Origin of the sequence: Rhizobium sp. RAF36 (assembly GCF_052114105.1) — a bacterium.
GTDB lineage: Bacteria > Pseudomonadota > Alphaproteobacteria > Rhizobiales > Rhizobiaceae > Rhizobium.
Window position 1 is genome coordinate 691639 of record NZ_JBFREC010000002.1, and the last position, 16230, is coordinate 707868.

Sequence of the window (16230 nt, forward strand, 5' to 3'; positions counted from 1 at the left end):
GTGGTTGCGTCTGTGCCAAACAGTGAATGTGGAGCGGGCGTGTGAGCCCAGCCGATCTCTCCCCTTGAGGGGGAGATGTCCGGCAGGACAGAGGGGGGTATCCCCGGAGACTTCGACGCCATGCCCCTGACAAACCTTCCGGCCTTCTCAACCGATCTCCTCGCCGAATTCGCCGCCCGCAAGACCGAGCGCATCGACACGCCCGTCATCCAGCCGGCCGAACCCTTCCTCGATATCGCCGGCGAAGACCTCCGCCGCCGTATCTTCATGACGGAAAGCGAGACAGGCGCCAGCCTTTGCCTGCGCCCGGAATTCACCATTCCCGTCTGCCTCCGCCACATCGAAACGGCGACCGGCACGCCGAAGCGTTATTCCTATCTCGGTGAGGTCTTCCGCCAGCGGCGGGATGGCAGCAACGAGTTCTATCAGGCGGGGATCGAAGATCTCGGCGAGACCGATACGGCGAGTGCCGATGCGCGCGCCATCGGCGATGCCATCGCCATCCTGCAGCGGCTGATCCCCGGAAAAACGGTCTCGACCGTTCTGGGCGATCAGGCCGTCTTCGAGGCGGTGGTGCAGGCGCTCGGCCTGCCGCTTGGCTGGCAGAAGCGGCTGATCCACGCCTTCGGCAACATGACGCAGATCGAGGCACTGCTGGCCAGCCTCGTCAGCCCGCAATTCGTCACCGGCCTCGATGACGAGATCGCCGGTCTCGTGGCAGCAGGCGACGACCGGGCGCTCATCGCCCATATCGATCAGACGATGGAAGCGACCGGCTATTCGACCAATGCCAGCCGCTCGCCTGCCGATATCGCCCGCCGCCTCAGGGAAAAGTTGGTGCTATCGGAAACAAGGCTCGATGACGATGCCTTCCGGGTGCTGGAAGAATTCCTGTCGCTAAACGTGCCGCTGGCCGATGCATCTTCGGCGCTCGCAGGCTTTGCCGATGCCGCAGGGCTGAAGATCGGCACGGCACTCTCGCATTTCGACAGCCGGCTGGCCGCACTCGCCAATGCTGGTCTCGATCTCTCGTCGATGGATTACCGCGCCGCCTTCGGCCGCCCGCTGGATTATTACACCGGTCTCGTCTTCGAGGTCAGCGTCGAGGGCTCTTCCGCCGTGCTTGCCGGTGGCGGGCGCTTTGACAGGCTGTTGAACTTCCTCGGCGCCCGGGAGCGCATCCCCGCCGTTGGCTTCTCGCTCTGGCTCGATCGCATCGAAACGGAAAGGGCAGCGGCATGACAATCACTATTGCACTGCCCTCCAAGGGCCGCATGAAGGACGATGCCTCCGCCATTTTCGAGCGCGCCGGCATGAAAATCACCGCCGTCGGCAACGACCGCTCCTATCGCGGCCGCGTCGAAGGCTGGGATGATGTCGAGGTCGCCTTCCTGTCGGCGTCGGAAATCTCCCGCGAGCTCGGCAACGGCTCGATCGATTTCGGCGTTACCGGGGAAGATCTGGTGCGCGAGGGTCTGGCCGAAACCGATAAGCGCGTCGAATTCTGCGCCCGGCTCGGCTTCGGTCATGCCGATGTCGTCGTCGCCGTTCCGGAGATCTGGCTCGACGTCGATACCATGGCCGATCTCGGCGACGTCGCGGCTGAGTTCCGCGCCCGCCATGGCCGCCGTCTGACGATCGCCACCAAGTACTGGCGGCTGACGCAGCAGTTCTTCTCCAGCCAGCACGGCATCCAGCTCTATCGCATCGTCGAGAGCCTGGGGGCCACGGAAGGCGCACCCGCCTCCGGTTCGGCGGATGTCATCGTCGATATCACCTCGACCGGATCAACGCTGCGGGCAAACCACCTGCGCGTCCTCAATGACGGCGTCATCCTGCGCTCCGAGGCCTGCCTCGTTCGCGCCCGCAAGGAAAGCCATGCGGCCGAGCCGTCGGTGGCGAAGATCGTCGCGGCGGTGCGCGGCGCGCTCTGATTTCTTCCGGATTTCGGAAACGAAAAAACCCGCCGTCTCGCGACGGCGGGTTTCTTTATGCTTGGGAGGCCGATTTCGCTTAGGCAGCGACCGGATATGCGCCGCGGCGTGCATCGATCGAATAAGCGCCAGCGCCGACGGTGGCGAGCAGGATGTAGGCGCCGGCCAGCGTGAAGTTCTTCATGACCATGATCTGGTTCAGAGCGTTGATCCAGCCGTTTGCGCCAGCCGGGAAATCAGGAACGTTGACGGCAGGCAGGTGGAAGACGACGGCCGTGAAGATACAAAAGGCAGCCAGCAGCCAGCCGACGATACGAACCTGGAAGCCGACGAGAACGGCAAGGCCGGTCACGAGTTCGAAGAGGCCTGCGAGGTAGGTGAGGGCGGTGGAGGCCGGAAGGCCAGCACCTGCGATCATGCCGGCGGTGCCAGCCGGGTCGGTGAGCTTGCCGAAGCCGGCAAGGATGAACATGAAGGACAGAAGAATGCGGGCGACGAGAACGATGATGTTGGTCGTATTCGACATGGAAGTAATCTCCGTTTGAATCACTGTGAGATCGGCTGATCTCGTTGACCCACTTGTCGCGCATTTTGTCGCAGCTGGAAAGATAAACGAAAGGGGACGGTTCGTTCAGTATTTTGAAACGACGATCCGTCTCCCGCCGCTTGTCTTGGCGCCGCCCGCCTGTCTATGGTCAGGGTCCAAACCCCATGGAGATTTCAATGGCAGACCTTTCAAGCTTCCCGATCACCAAGCGCTGGCCAGCAAAAAATCCCGATGTCATCCAGCTTTATTCGCTGCAGACGCCGAACGGCGTGAAGATTTCGGTGGCACTGGAAGAACTCGGCCTGCCCTACGAGCCGCACTATGTCGGCTTCGCTAACAACGACCAGAAGTCGCCGGAATTCGTTTCCCTCAATCCGAACGGCCGTATCCCTGCGATCATCGATCCGAACGGTCCTGACGGGAAGCCGATCGGTATCTTCGAATCCGGCGCCATCCTGCTTTATCTCGCCGAGAAGACCGGCAAGCTGATCCCCGCCGATGCGGCTGGCCGCTACGAAACCATTCAGTGGGTGTTCTTCCAGATGTCGGGCCTTGGCCCGATGCTTGGCCAGTTCGGCCACTTCTACAAGTTTGCGGCCGATAAGGTCGCCAACAATTCCTATCCGATGGAGCGCTATCGCGACGAGGCCAAGCGTCTGCTGGGCATCCTGGAAGGCCGTCTGCAGGGCCGCCAGTGGATCATGGGCGATGAATACACGATCGCCGATATCACGACGTTCCCATGGATCCGTGGCGCCGATCTGTTCTATGGCGGTGGCGAGGTTCTGGAATATGAGAAGTTCCCGGCCGTTCGGGCCTGGCTGGAGCGCTGCATTGCCCGCCCGGCCAGCGCCAAGGGGCTCAACGTTCCGGTGAAACCGGAGTAGTAGCGCAAACAAAAAGGCCGGTCGCGAGACCGGCCTTTTTCATAGGGCTTTGCCGCTTTACTGGCGGCTGGCGGCCTGACTGGTGTTTTCAAGCTTGAAGCGCGGGAAGATGAAGACGCCGACCATGCTGCCGGCGTATTTCTCCTCAAGTCCGGCGGACTCGCCCATGCAGAACAGCGGCTGGCGGAAGCCGTTCGGCATGACGATGGTCGTCGAGAAACAGAAGGAGGAGGAGAGCGTTGCTGCTTGTTCGAACAGCGCCAGGATATGGGCACGGTCCTTGACGTCATAACAGCGCATAAGGCTCAGCAGCCCGCATTCCTGGCCGGCCAGACCGTGAAGCATCGAGCTCCATTCGCCGAGCCGGATGATGCCGCTCGAAAAGTCACCGTTCCAGGCCTCGGAGACGGAAAACTGCGCCAGCATTTCCTGATTGTGATGGGTCAGATCAAAGGAGCCAGGCGTGAGCGGGGCGGCAACATTGGCTTTGGCGATCTTGAACAAATGGGGTTCCCCGTGTCGGGCGCAGTTCAATGCAGCGCACTCGTGCGGTGTGACGAAAACATCTTCATGCGCACCGGTCATCATGTCCGGCCGTGAGCAGAATTACGGCGCCGCCGGTGCGGAACCCCTTTCATGCTCTTCTCAAAAATTCTGGCGCGGAATGCTCTGCAGCCGGTGTCATTTGCAAAATACGGTCTTCCGCTGGCGGGCGGAAAAATATCGTCATGCACTGCAATTCGCAGCGCGGATTTATAGGCAGTTTTTGAGAGGCGGCAAATGCTTTTTCGGGGGTAATCCGCAACGCGAAGGATGCGATATATTGAATGCTTCTATAAAAGGTAGAAGAAATCAAAGTAAAAAGTTGCCCGTTTCGCGAGATGTAAACGGTTACGCTTTGCAAAATTTTCACATTATCGCAGTGAAACCAATTTCAATAAGAAATATCAGCTGCTGATAAAAAACACAGCTTGGTAAGGCTCGCGAAAGCTTCGGAGTCTGATTTTGGTGCAGAATAGACGCTTAAACGTTTTATCAGTTCCGTCGCTCAGACTCTAAAAATTGGTAAGGCCGAATCGCTATCCGCCAAATGAAAAGGGCGGCCCGAAGACCGCCCTTCCGTAACTGAACCGGTTGGCTCAGATGTCAGACCCGAAGGTCTTACATCATGTCCATACCGCCCATGCCGCCCATGCCGCCAGGCATGCCACCAGGAGCGTCCTTCTTCGGCAGCTCGGCAATCATGGCTTCCGTGGTGATCAGCAGCGAAGCAACCGAAGCTGCGTTCTGCAGAGCCGTACGGACAACCTTGACCGGGTCGACGATGCCCATGGCGATCATGTCGCCATATTCAGACGTCTGGGCGTTGTAGCCGTAGTTGTCCTCGTTCTTGTCGAGGACCTTGCCGACAACGATCGAAGCTTCATCACCAGCGTTCTCAGCGATCTGGCGAACCAGCGACTGAAGAGCCTTGCGGACGATGTTGACGCCAGCTTCCTGGTCGTCGTTCACGCCCTTGGCAGTGATCTTCGTCGAGGAACGGAGCAGAGCGATACCGCCGCCGGGGACGATACCTTCCTGAACAGCAGCGCGCGTCGCGTTCAGAGCGTCGTCGATGCGGTCCTTCTTTTCCTTGACTTCGATTTCCGTGGAGCCGCCAACGCGGATGACGGCAACGCCGCCAGCGAGCTTGGCAAGGCGCTCCTGCAGCTTTTCGCGGTCATAATCGGAAGAGGTTTCTTCGATCTGAGCCTTGATCTGTGCAACGCGGCCTTCGATGTCGGACTTGGCGCCTGCGCCATCGACGATCGTGGTGTTTTCCTTGGAGATCGAAACCTTCTTCGAACGGCCGAGCATGTCGAGCGTTACGGATTCGAGCTTGATGCCGAGGTCTTCGGAGATGACAGTGCCGCCCGTGAGGATAGCGATGTCTTCCAGCATGGCCTTGCGGCGGTCGCCGAAGCCAGGAGCCTTGACGGCAGCGATCTTCAGGCCGCCACGCAGCTTGTTGACGACGAGCGTAGCAAGAGCTTCGCCTTCGACGTCTTCAGCGATGATGAGGAGCGGCTTGCCGGTCTGAACGACGGCTTCGAGAACCGGGAGCATCGCCTGCAGGTTCGAGAGCTTCTTCTCGTGGAGGAGAATGTAAGCGTCGTCGAGGTCGGCGATCATCTTTTCCGGGTTGGTCACGAAGTACGGGCTGAGGTAGCCGCGGTCGAACTGCATGCCTTCGACGACTTCGAGTTCGGTTTCAGCGGTCTTGGCTTCTTCGACGGTGATAACACCTTCGTTGCCGACCTTCTGCATGGCTTCAGCGATGTCTTCGCCAACCTGCTTGTCGCCGTTTGCGGAGATCGTGCCGACCTGGGCAACTTCAGCCGAGGTGGAGATCTTCTTGGCCTTCGCCTGCAGGTCCTTGACGACTTCTGCAACAGCGAGGTCGATACCGCGCTTCAGGTCCATCGGGTTCATGCCGGCTGCAACAGCCTTTGCGCCTTCACGAACGATAGCGCGGGCCAGAACGGTTGCCGTCGTGGTGCCGTCGCCGGCGATGTCGTTGGTCTTCGAAGCAACTTCGCGGACCATCTGGGCGCCCATGTTTTCGAACTTGTCTTCGAGTTCGATTTCCTTGGCGACCGAAACACCGTCCTTGGTGATGCGCGGAGCGCCGAAGGACTTGTCGATAACGACGTTACGGCCCTTCGGACCGAGGGTGACCTGCACTGCGTCAGCGAGGATGTCGACGCCGCGCAGCATCTTTTCGCGCGCAGAGCGGCCGAACTTTACTTCTTTAGCTGCCATTTTGAGAACTCCTGAAAAGGGGTGTCAGCGATAATCTGAACGGGATAACCGGCTGATCAGCCGATGATGCCCATGATGTCGGCTTCCTTCATGATCAGAAGGTCTTCGCCGTTGATCTTGACTTCGGTGCCCGACCACTTGCCGAACAGAACGCGGTCGCCAGCCTTGACGTCGAGAGCGACGACCTTGCCGGACTCGTCACGAGCGCCCGAACCGACGGCGACGATTTCGCCTTCCTGCGGCTTTTCCTTGGCGGTGTCCGGGATGATGATGCCACCCTTGGTCTTTTCTTCGGACTCAACGCGGCGAACAACGACGCGATCGTGAAGGGGGCGGAAGTTGGTGCTTGCCATTGTCTAATCCCTCGATCAAATGACATTCGCGGACCGGGGTCCACATGGATGAATGTTAGCACTCTCCGTTGAGGAGTGCTAGCGACGTGCATTTAGGGATGGCTCCAGAAAGAGTCAAGGAAACCATTCACGGATTTTTGCGCCGGAATTGTGGAGAGGTGAGGGGATTTGTCTGACGTGGTTGCCGAGCCCCTGCCACGGCCTGCTTTTTCCGAGGCATTTGCCGTCTGGGCGCGTATCGGCTGTCTGAGCTTCGGCGGTCCTGCCGGGCAGATCGCCCTGATGCACAAGACCGTGGTCGAGGAAAAGCGCTGGATTTCCGAAGACCGTTTTCTGCATGCCTTGAATTATTGCATGCTGTTGCCAGGCCCCGAGGCCCAGCAGCTTGCCACCTATATCGGCTGGCTGATGCATGGCGTGCGCGGCGGCATCGTCGCCGGCCTTCTCTTCATCTTGCCGGGCTTTCTGGTCATCCTGGTCCTCTCCGGTCTCTATGCCTATTTCCAGAATGCCGAGTGGCTGCTCGCTCTGTTCTTCGGCCTCAAGGCGGCCGTGCTCGCCGTCGTCATCGAAGCGCTGATGCGGGTGGCCGGCCGGGCGCTGAAATCGCGCTTTCACTATTATGTGGCTGCTGCCTCTTTCGTGGCGCTCTTCCTGCTCAATCTGCCGTTCCCGCTCGTCGTCCTTGCTGCAGGCATTGCCGGCTTCCTCGTCGAGCGCCGCAGGAGAAAGGTGGAGGGCGTGGCGCCAGCCGAAGCCTCGAAGCCCGCCAGGGAAATGCTGTCAGGGCTGACCAGCCGAAATATCGCCAGGCCGTTCCTGATCCTCGCTTTCTGGGTGATCGTCTGGCAGTTTCCGCTGCTGATCGTCCGCGAGATTCATGGTCCGCAGGATCTGATTGCCGAGGCGCTGAGTGGCGAGACCAATGTCTTCGCCGCCGTCTTCGTCTTCTTCTCCAAGATGGCGGTCGTCACCTTCGGCGGCGCCTATGCCGTGCTCTCCTATGTCGCGCAGGTAGCGGTGGAGCATTATGCCTGGCTGCGCCCCGGCGAGATGCTGGATGGTCTTGCGCTGGCCGAGACGACGCCGGGTCCGCTGGTGCTTGTCCTCTGTTTCGTCGGCTTCATGGCCGGTTTCCGCAATGCGCTCGGCATCGATCCGCTGTTCGGCGGCGTGATCGGCGCCAGCCTCGCCGCCTGGGCAACCTTCGTGCCGAGCTTCATCTGGATCTTCGCCGGTGCGCCCTATGTGGAGAAGCTCCGCCAGAACAAGATATTGTCGGCGGCCCTGTCGGCGATCACTGCCGCCGTCGTCGGCGTCATCCTCAATCTGGCCCTCTGGTTTGGCCTGCATGTTCTCTTTGCCGATGTCGGCAATATCGCGCTTCTCTCCCGCGCCACCGGCCTGCCGCTCGTCAGCCTCGCCTGGCCGGTCTGGAGCAGTTTGAACATTGCCGCGGCGCTGATCTTCGTGGCTGCCTGCATCATGCTTTTCCGCTTCAAGCTCGGCATCGTCAGCATTCTCGGCTTCGCGGCTACAGCCGGGCTGGCTGTGCGCGGCGTCGAGCTGCTTCTCTAGCGCATCCGGCTGTTTTTGCGCTGCCGGGGCGAAAAAACCTTGCCATCCCGCCGGGCCTTTGCAATGTCACGCCTGACTGAACGCAAATGGGATATCGGAATGGCCAAGCGCATCGGAAGTTTTGCAGAAATCACCAGCCAGTATGACGCGGTGTTCTGCGATGTCTGGGGCGTCCTGCACAATGGCGTCGATCCCTTCCCGAAGGCGGCTGCCGCCCTCGAAGCCGCCCGCGGCGAAGGCCTGACCGTCGTTCTGATCACCAATTCGCCGCGCATCGCGCCTCTGGTCGTCGATCAGCTCCGCCATATCGGCATCCAGGACGGCGCCTATGACCGGATCATTACGTCCGGCGACGTCACCCGCGGCCTGATCGCCGAAGGCCCGAAGAAGGTCTTCCTGCTCGGCCCCGAGCGCGACATCGCCATCATCGAAGGCCTCGGCGTCGAGCGCGTCGATGCGGCGGAAGCAGAGTCCGTCGTCTGCACCGGCTTCTTCGATGACGAGAAGGAAGTACCGGAAGATTACACGGAAATGCTGAAGGAACTTCAGTCGCGAAACGTGCCGATGATCTGCGCCAACCCGGATCTGGTCGTCGAGCGCGGTCACAAGATGATCCCCTGCGCCGGCGCCATGGCCGCCTATTACAACCAGCTCGGCGGCGCCACCCGCATTGCCGGCAAGCCGCATACGCCGATCTATGAAGCCGTGCTGGAAACGGCGAAGGAACTGCGCGGCGACTTCCCGAAAAGCCGCATCCTCGCCATCGGCGATGGCATGCCGACCGATGTGCGCGGCGCTCTCGATTACGGCCTCGACCTTCTCTATATCAGCGGCGGCATCCACGCCAAGGAATACACGCTGAACGGCGAGACGGACGAGGCGATCCTGCACGCCTATCTCGAGCGTGAAAAGGCAGCGCCCAAGTGGTGGATGCCGCGTCTCGCATAAGAAGAAGCCCACCGATGACCGTCTTTCACCGCAACGAAACCCGTGAACCGCTGCCAGCCCACCTGAAGGGCGGGGTGATCGCCATCGGCAACTTCGATGGCCTGCATCGCGGCCATCAGTCGGTGCTGATGCGAGCATTGGAGATTGCCCGGTCGCGCGGCGTTCCGGCCCTGGTGCTGACCTTCGAGCCGCACCCGCGCACCGTCTTCCGGCCGGAGAGCCCGGTCTTCCGCATCACGCCGGCGCCGTTGAAAGCCCGCATCCTCGAAGCTCTCGGCTTCAGCGCCGTCATCGAATACCCCTTCGACCGCGAATTCTCGCAGCGTTCGCCCGACGATTTCATCCACGGCGTCCTCAAGGATTGGCTGGGGGCCTCGGAAGTCGTCACCGGCGTCGATTTCCATTTCGGCAAGGGCCGCGAGGGCGGTCCGGCCTTCCTCATGGATGCCGGCCAGAAGTATGGCTTCGGTGTCACGCTGATCGACGCCTACCGAGATGAGAATGCCGACGTCGTCTCCTCGAGCCGCATTCGGGCGCAGCTGAAGAATGGCGAAGTCAGCGAGGCGGCGGCTCAGCTCGGCTATCACTACACTGTCGAGGCGGAGATTATCGGTGGTGAAAAGCTTGGACGCCAGCTGGGCTTCCCGACCGCCAACATGCAGCTGCCGCCCGAAGTCGAACTTGCTTCCGGCATCTATGCCGTCCGCTTCCGCCTGCAGAACGGCACGCTCCACGACGCCGTCGCCAGCTACGGCCGCCGCCCGACGGTCACGGACAATGGTGCGCCACTGCTCGAAACCTATGTCTTCGATTTCAGCGGCGATCTCTACGGCCAGGTCTGTTCAGTCTCGTTTTTCGGCTATCTCCGGCCGGAACTGAAATTCGACGGGCTCGATCCGCTCGTCGCGCAGATCAAGCGCGACGAGGAAGAGGCGAGGGCGCTGCTTTCAGGGGTACAGCCGCTCGGCGAACTCGACCGGCTGCTCTGCTTCAGCTGACCTAATTGCCCGTAGCCCCCTCATCCGCCCTTCGGGCACCTTCTCCCCAGCGGGGAGAAGATGCCGGCAGGCAGATGAGGGGGCCAAGTCCTCGACGCCAGCAAGGCAGCACCCAATGCAGGCGCCTGCTTCCCCCGCGGCAGCGGCGGAAAGGCGAGCGCGATCGCTGCCGCACCGAGCCCCACCAGCGCCGAGCCGATGAACAGCCACGAATAGTTCTGGTAGGTATCGAAGATCCAACCGCCGATCAGCGGCCCGAAGGCCATGCCGATGCTCGACAGCATCGTCGCCGCGCCGAACACCGTGCCGATCACCTTCGGCCCAAAATATTCGCGCGCCAGCACCGCATAGAGCGGCATGACCCCGCCATAGGCGCTGCCGAAGATCACTGCGAGCGCATAGAACTGCCCGAGCTCGCTGACGGCAAGATAGGTGGCCAGCGCCGCCGCCTGCACCAAGAGCCCGGCGACCAGAACCGGCTTGACGCCGAACCTGTCGGCAAGGCTGCCATAGAGCAGCCGCCCGCCGAGACCGGCCAGTCCCTCGACGCTGTAGATGCTGACCGCCGCCATCGGCGCCACGCCGCAGATCGTCGCGTAGCTCACCATATGGAAGATCGGGCCGGAATGGGCCGCACAGCAGGCAAAGAAGGTGCCGCCGAGGACCAGGAACTGCGGTGACCGGAAGATCTTGCCGAGCGAGGGCCGCTCGCCGCTTGTGACTTCCACAGTGCCTGGATCGCTTGCCGGAGCTGGCGCGCGGCGGATGAGGAGGGCTGCGGGGATCAGAAGGATCCAGGCGCCGATGCCGATCATCAGCATCGCGGTGCGCCAGTCGTAGGCAGAGATCAGCGCCCGGGCGAGCGGCGAAATCGTCATCGGCGCAACGCCCATCCCGGCTGAAACCAGCGACACGGCCAATCCGCGGTTCTCGTCGAACCATTCGGTGGTCGCCGCAATCATCGGCGCGAAGAAAGCGCTGGCCGAAATGCCGACGATGACGCCATAGGTGAGCTGGAACTGCATCAACGATCCGGCGCGGCTCGCCAGAACCAGTGCCAGTCCCAGAAGCACGGCACCGATCATCACCACCGGCCGGGGTCCGAAACGGTCGCTCAACGCACCCCACATGAAGCCGCCGATGCCCATGACGATGAAATTCAGCGTCATGGCGCTGGCAATGCCGGTATGCGACCAGCCGGTCTCGGTGGCGATCGGTGTCTGGAAGATGGCGAGAGAAAACATCGCGCCGAGCGCAACGCATGTCATCAGGGCGCCGGCGGCGACGATGACCCAACGATAGGAACTGCTCATATCCACTTCACTCCCTGTGGACCCGAGAAACGCGGGCGCCCGAGCGGCGGCTCGCATTCCAAGGACGGCCGAGACGCCGCCATTTCGACATTGCCACGAGATTTTTTCTTTGTCTGCAGGATCAGGCTGTTACGCAGGTGCGCGCGACGCATGCCCGGCCGCCATGCCGTCAGCCCAAATCCCTCTTCCTTTTCCCGCCAAAAGCGCCTATGAACCGGCCCGATGACAAAATTCCGGCTGGCGATTGCGATACGAATTATCGGCCCGGCCTTCCGCGCGCGCTGAGCGGCCGGAAGGTCCGGGTTTTCAGCGCTTGCCGAGCAAGCGCTTCCGTCACCAACAATTCCACATCCGTTGCGCCTTCTGAGGCCGCCAGAAACGATTGCCAGACATGACCGACACAGCCGAAAAGATCGACTATTCGAAGACCCTCAATCTGCCCGAAACCGAATTCCCGATGCGCGCCGGCCTGCCGCAGAAGGAGCCGGAGATCGTTGCCCGCTGGCAGCAGATGGGTCTGTACAAGAAGCTGCGCGCCTCGGCCGCCGGGCGCGAAAAGTTCGTACTGCATGACGGCCCGCCCTATGCCAATGGCAATATCCATATCGGTCACGCGCTGAACAAGATTCTCAAGGACGTCATCAACCGCTCGTTCCAGATGCGCGGCTTCGACGCCAACTACGTTCCCGGCTGGGACTGCCACGGCCTTCCGATCGAATGGAAGATCGAGGAAAAGTACCGCGAGAAGGGCAAGAACAAGGACGAGGTCCCGGTCAACGAATTCCGTAGGGAATGCCGTGAATTCGCTTCCGGCTGGATCAAGACCCAGGCCGACGAGTTCAAGCGCCTCGGCATCGAGGGCGACTTCGACAATCCCTACACGACGATGGCCTTCCACGCCGAAAGCCGTATCGCCGGCGAACTGCTGAAGATCGCCAAGTCTGGCCAGCTCTACCGCGGCTCCAAGCCGATCATGTGGTCGGTCGTCGAACGCACGGCGCTTGCCGAAGCCGAAGTCGAATATCACGACATCGAAAGCGACATGATCTGGGTGAAATTCCCGGCCGTTGAAGGCCCGGTGCATGCTGCTGGTGCCGCTGTCGTCATCTGGACCACTACGCCCTGGACCATCCCCGGCAACCGGGCGATCGCCTATTCGTCGCGCGTGTCCTACGGGCTTTACGAAGTGACCGAAGCGGCCAACGATTTTGGCCCGCGCCCCGGTGAAAAGCTGATCCTGGCCGACAAGCTGGCCGAAGACGCCTTCGCCAAGGCAAAGTTGCAGTACAAGCGTCTCGGCGACGTCTCCGCCGCGGATCTCGCCGCCATCACCTGCGCCCACCCGCTGAAAGACCTCGGCGGCGGTTACGAATTCGCAGTCCCGCTGCTCGATGGCGATCACGTCACCGACGATGCCGGTACCGGTTTCGTGCACACGGCACCCAGCCACGGCCGCGAAGACTTTGACGCCTGGATGTCGGCTGCCCGCCAGCTGGAAGCCCGCGGCATCTCGACGAAGATCCCGTTCACCGTCGATGACGGCGGCTTCTACACCGCCGATGCCCCCGGTTTCGAAGGCGCCCGCGTCATCGACGACAACGGCAAGAAGGGCGATGCCAACGATCGCGTCATCAAGGAGCTGATCGCCCGCAACGCGCTCTTCGCCCGCGGCCGCCTGAAGCATTCCTATCCGCATTCCTGGCGCTCCAAGAAGCCTGTCATCTTCCGCAACACGCCGCAGTGGTTCGTCTACATGGACAAGGAACTGGCCGACGGGACGACGCTGCGTTCGCGCGCACTGGGCGCGATCGACGATACACGCTTCGTGCCCGCCGCCGGTCAGAACCGCCTGCGCGCCATGATCGAAGGACGCCCGGACTGGGTGCTTTCGCGCCAGCGCGCCTGGGGCGTACCGATCGCCGTTTTCGCCGATGAACAGGGCGAAGTCCTGGTCGACGAAGCCGTCAACCAGCGTATCCTCGACGCCTTCGAACGCGAAGGCGCCGACGCCTGGTTCGCCGAAGGTGCCAAGGAGCGCTTCCTCGGCAATGACCACGACCATGCCAAGTGGAAGCAGGTCATGGATATCCTCGACGTCTGGTTCGACTCGGGCTCGACCCACACCTTCACGCTGGAAGACCGACCGGACCTGAAGTGGCCGGCCGATCTCTATCTCGAAGGCTCCGACCAGCATCGCGGCTGGTTCCACTCGTCGCTCTTGGAATCGGCTGCCACCCGCGGCCGCGCGCCTTACAACGCCGTTCTCACCCATGGTTTCACCATGGACGAGAAGGGCGAGAAGATGTCGAAGTCCAAGGGCAACGTCACGTCTCCGCAGGAAATCATGAAGGATGCCGGCGCCGACATCCTGCGCCTCTGGGTCATGACCTCGGACTATGCTGATGACCTGCGTGTCGGCAAGACGATCATCCAGACCAATGTCGATGCCTACAGAAAGCTGCGCAACACCATCCGTTGGATGCTCGGCACGCTGGCGCATGACAAGGGCGAGGTCATCGCGCTTGCCGAACTGCCGGAACTGGAACAGCTGATGCTGCACCGCCTGGCCGAGCTCAACGAGCTGGTGCGCGAAAATTACGACGCCTTCGACTTCAAGAAGATCGCCCGCGCGCTGATCGATTTCGCCAATGTCGAGCTGTCGGCCTTCTATTTCGACATCCGCAAGGACGCGCTTTATTGCGACGCCCCGTCGAGCTTGCGCCGCCGTTCGGCACTCCATGTCATCCGCAATATCTTCGATTGCATGGTGACCTGGCTTGCGCCGATGCTGCCCTTCACCACCGAAGAGGCTTGGTTGTCGCGCAATCCTGAAGCCGTCTCGGTCCATCTCGAGCAGTTCCCTGCAATTCCCGCCGACTGGAAGAACGAGGCGCTGGCCGAGAAGTGGAAAGCCGTTCGCGCCATCCGCTCTGTCGTCACGGGCGCCCTCGAAGTCGAGCGCAAGGACAAGCGGATCGGTTCGTCGCTCGAAGCCGCCCCCACCGTGCACATCGCTGATGCGGCTCTGAAGGCAGCGCTCGATGGTCTCGACTTCTCCGAGATCTGCATTACCTCGGATATCGCAATCGACGCGGGCGAGGGCTCTGCTGAGGCGTTCCGTCTTCCCGAGGTTCCCGGTGTCTCCGTAGAGCCGACGCTTGCCGAAGGTACCAAGTGCGCCCGTTCCTGGCGGATCACCAAGGATGTCGGGTCCGACCCTGAATATCCCGATGTTTCGGCGCGCGATGCTGTCGCTTTGCGTGAACTCGGACTGTAAATCCTCAAGAAAGTTACCGGGTGAATTGCTCTTTAGTGGTTCATCCGGTAAAAGCTGCCTGAAAATGGCCGGATTTTTACGTCAGGGGGACGGACGTCCGGTTGGGCGATAATTGCACCGGCATGGCTGGAAGGGTTTTCATGTTAGCGACGCGTTGGTTCCGTGTAGGCGCTTGCCTGACGGTTGTTATGGCGGCAGGCTCGATGGCCACCAGCTGCACGAGCCCGACCTACGGTACCGGCACGAGCGCAATGGCCCAGCTTGGCGACGATATCGGCCAGTCCGTGTCGCTCGCGCCGCAGGAGCCCAAGAACAAGGGCGTCAGGTACCAGCCGCGTCCGACGCTTGTTCTCCCGGCTGACGCCTCCAAGGAAACGCTGGTCGAGCCGCAGCAGACGGTTGCCAGCAAGGACAATCCGGAATGGGTCGAGTCTCCCGAAGAGACCCGCGCCCGTCTCGTCCAGGAAGCTGACGACAACGAAGACAAGTCCCGGTATGTTTCGCCGCTCGCCAAGAATGGCATCGAAGGCGGCCGCAAGACGGCAGCCGAACAGGCTCAGGCGTTCAGGGAAGCCCGCGCCGCGCAGAAGGGCGCCGGCGCTGTGACCGAACGCCGCTCAATCTCCGATCCGCCGACGGAGTACCGCCAGGCAGACGACCCGTCCAAGCTTGATGATCTCGGCGAGCCGGAGCTCAAGAAGCAGAAGCAGCGCAAGAAGGATGCCGCGGTTGCCGGTACCGGCAAGCAGTGGTGGAACCTGCTGCAGTAAGCGCTTGCTTACATCTGCTGCACCGCTGCCCAGCGGCGCACGAGCAGAATATGGATGATCTGGCAGATCAGAAGAACTGAGCCGGTGATCGCGAAAACCGCGGTCATGCCGCTGGCGGCGAAGATCGCGCAGATCGCGATCGCGAGACCCGGCACGACGCTGAAAGCGGCCGCGCGTGGCGCCGACCAGTTGACCTCTCCCCGCAAGGACCATTGCATCGGTATGGTGGAAACGCCGGCGCCACGCGCAGATAGGCAAATGCGCCGATGGCGATCATCGCTGCGACAATGGCGAGGTTCATGGCATCTCCCTCTTTCCGGCAAAGAACGTCCTGAGGATATCCGCAGCCTCCGTCTCGTTCAAACCGGAATAGACCTCGGGCGCATGGTGGCAGGTCGGCTGCGCATAGAAACGCACGCCGCTCTCGACCGCGCCGCCCTTCGGATCCTCGGCGCCGTAATAGAGCCGCCGGATGCGGGCAAACGAGATCGCCGCCGCGCACATCGTACAGGGTTCTAGCGAAACATAGAGATCAGCGCCCGTTAGCCGCTCCTGTCCCAGCGCTTCGCAGGCCATGCGGATGGCGGCGACTTCGGCATGGGCGGTCACGTCGTTGAGCTCGCGGGTGCGGTTTCCGGAACGCCCGACCACCGCGCCATCGAGCACCACGACGGCGCCGATCGGCACTTCGCCGCGCTCACCGGCCGCCCGCGCCTCTTCGAGCGCCATCTCCATAAACCGATTTGTCTTCACGATCCGGCAAATTCCCACTTAACCGCAGGGGCGCGACCTGATAGAGAAGCCCCAAAAGGCAGGCAAACAA

15 protein-coding genes and 1 pseudogene are annotated in these 16230 nt (G+C 61.7%); 8 read left to right on the top strand and 8 right to left on the bottom strand.

The annotated features are described in order from the left end of the window. Positions 1-120: 120 nt before the first annotated feature. Both AB4Z25_RS09355 and hisG read left to right on the top strand, forming a co-directional pair. Positions 121-1242 (top strand): ATP phosphoribosyltransferase regulatory subunit, encoded by a 1122-nt coding sequence (locus AB4Z25_RS09355; RefSeq protein WP_112538126.1) that lies wholly within the window; start codon positions 121-123, stop codon positions 1240-1242. Next, positions 1239-1934 carry an ATP phosphoribosyltransferase gene (gene hisG / locus AB4Z25_RS09360; RefSeq protein WP_112538125.1) on the top strand — a complete coding sequence of 232 codons (696 nt, stop codon included), beginning with the start codon at positions 1239-1241 and terminating at the stop codon, positions 1932-1934. The genes AB4Z25_RS09355 and hisG overlap by 4 nt, the downstream gene beginning before the upstream one ends. 79 nt (positions 1935-2013) lie before the next feature. Here hisG and AB4Z25_RS09365 read toward each other — a convergent pair whose 3' ends face one another. Continuing rightward, complete coding sequence (locus tag AB4Z25_RS09365; RefSeq protein WP_112390586.1) at positions 2014-2460, bottom strand: DoxX family protein; 447 nt, start codon at positions 2458-2460, stop codon at positions 2014-2016. A 197-nt stretch (positions 2461-2657) separates the two neighbouring features. Between AB4Z25_RS09365 and AB4Z25_RS09370 the strand changes: the two genes are divergently transcribed. After that, a complete protein-coding gene (locus tag AB4Z25_RS09370; RefSeq protein WP_442207944.1) occupies positions 2658-3368 on the top strand; it encodes a glutathione S-transferase C-terminal domain-containing protein in 711 nt (236 codons plus the stop codon). Positions 3369-3425: 57 nt separating this feature from the next. On the opposite strand, the gene AB4Z25_RS09375 is transcribed toward AB4Z25_RS09370, so the two are convergent. The 4 genes from AB4Z25_RS09375 to groES form a co-directional block, all read right to left on the bottom strand. Beyond that, positions 3426-3872 (bottom strand): hypothetical protein, encoded by a 447-nt coding sequence (locus tag AB4Z25_RS09375; protein WP_112390584.1) that lies wholly within the window; start codon positions 3870-3872, stop codon positions 3426-3428. Between the two features lie 130 nt (positions 3873-4002). Then, positions 4003-4281 (bottom strand): hypothetical protein, encoded by a 279-nt coding sequence (locus tag AB4Z25_RS09380; protein WP_162698691.1) that lies wholly within the window; start codon positions 4279-4281, stop codon positions 4003-4005. A 248-nt stretch (positions 4282-4529) separates the two neighbouring features. Further along, a complete protein-coding gene (groL, locus tag AB4Z25_RS09385) occupies positions 4530-6170 on the bottom strand; it encodes a chaperonin GroEL (RefSeq protein WP_112390583.1) in 1641 nt (546 codons plus the stop codon). 56 nt (positions 6171-6226) lie between these two features. Further along, positions 6227-6523 carry a co-chaperone GroES gene (gene groES / locus AB4Z25_RS09390; RefSeq protein WP_004675403.1) on the bottom strand — a complete coding sequence of 99 codons (297 nt, stop codon included), beginning with the start codon at positions 6521-6523 and terminating at the stop codon, positions 6227-6229. 168 nt (positions 6524-6691) lie between these two features. On the opposite strand from groES, the gene chrA reads away from it, so the two are divergent. The 3 genes from chrA (at position 6692) to AB4Z25_RS09405 (ending at position 10047) form a co-directional block, all read left to right on the top strand. Next, the gene (gene chrA, locus AB4Z25_RS09395; RefSeq protein WP_112538123.1) at positions 6692-8101 is read left to right on the top strand and encodes a chromate efflux transporter; all 1410 of its coding nucleotides are present in this window, start codon (positions 6692-6694) and stop codon (positions 8099-8101) included. Positions 8102-8200: 99 nt separating this feature from the next. Beyond that, the gene (locus AB4Z25_RS09400) at positions 8201-9049 is read left to right on the top strand and encodes a TIGR01459 family HAD-type hydrolase (RefSeq protein ID WP_112538204.1); all 849 of its coding nucleotides are present in this window, start codon (positions 8201-8203) and stop codon (positions 9047-9049) included. Between the two features lie 14 nt (positions 9050-9063). Then, on the top strand, positions 9064-10047 hold the full coding sequence (locus AB4Z25_RS09405; RefSeq protein ID WP_112538122.1) for a bifunctional riboflavin kinase/FAD synthetase: 984 nt from the start codon (positions 9064-9066) through the stop codon (positions 10045-10047). Between the two features lie 104 nt (positions 10048-10151). Here AB4Z25_RS09405 and AB4Z25_RS09410 read toward each other — a convergent pair. Next, positions 10152-11360, bottom strand: a pseudogene (locus AB4Z25_RS09410) (MFS transporter); the annotation flags it as partial. A 391-nt stretch (positions 11361-11751) separates the two neighbouring features. On the opposite strand from AB4Z25_RS09410, the gene ileS reads away from it, so the two are divergent. Both ileS and AB4Z25_RS09420 read left to right on the top strand, forming a co-directional pair. Beyond that, positions 11752-14637 carry an isoleucine--tRNA ligase gene (gene ileS, locus AB4Z25_RS09415; RefSeq protein ID WP_112538120.1) on the top strand — a complete coding sequence of 962 codons (2886 nt, stop codon included), beginning with the start codon at positions 11752-11754 and terminating at the stop codon, positions 14635-14637. A gap of 140 nt (positions 14638-14777) precedes the next feature. Further along, positions 14778-15407, top strand: a complete 630-nt coding sequence (locus AB4Z25_RS09420) for a hypothetical protein (protein ID WP_112390577.1) — start codon at positions 14778-14780, stop codon at positions 15405-15407. 8 nt (positions 15408-15415) lie between these two features. On the opposite strand, the gene AB4Z25_RS09425 is transcribed toward AB4Z25_RS09420, so the two are convergent. Together AB4Z25_RS09425 and AB4Z25_RS09430 are read right to left on the bottom strand one after the other, a co-directional pair. Beyond that, positions 15416-15613: a hypothetical protein gene (locus AB4Z25_RS09425; RefSeq protein ID WP_112538119.1), complete on the bottom strand. Its 198-nt coding sequence runs from the start codon at positions 15611-15613 to the stop codon at positions 15416-15418. Positions 15614-15704: 91 nt separating this feature from the next. Further along, positions 15705-16142: a nucleoside deaminase gene (locus AB4Z25_RS09430; RefSeq protein WP_112538118.1), complete on the bottom strand. Its 438-nt coding sequence runs from the start codon at positions 16140-16142 to the stop codon at positions 15705-15707. Positions 16143-16230 lie beyond the last annotated feature (88 nt).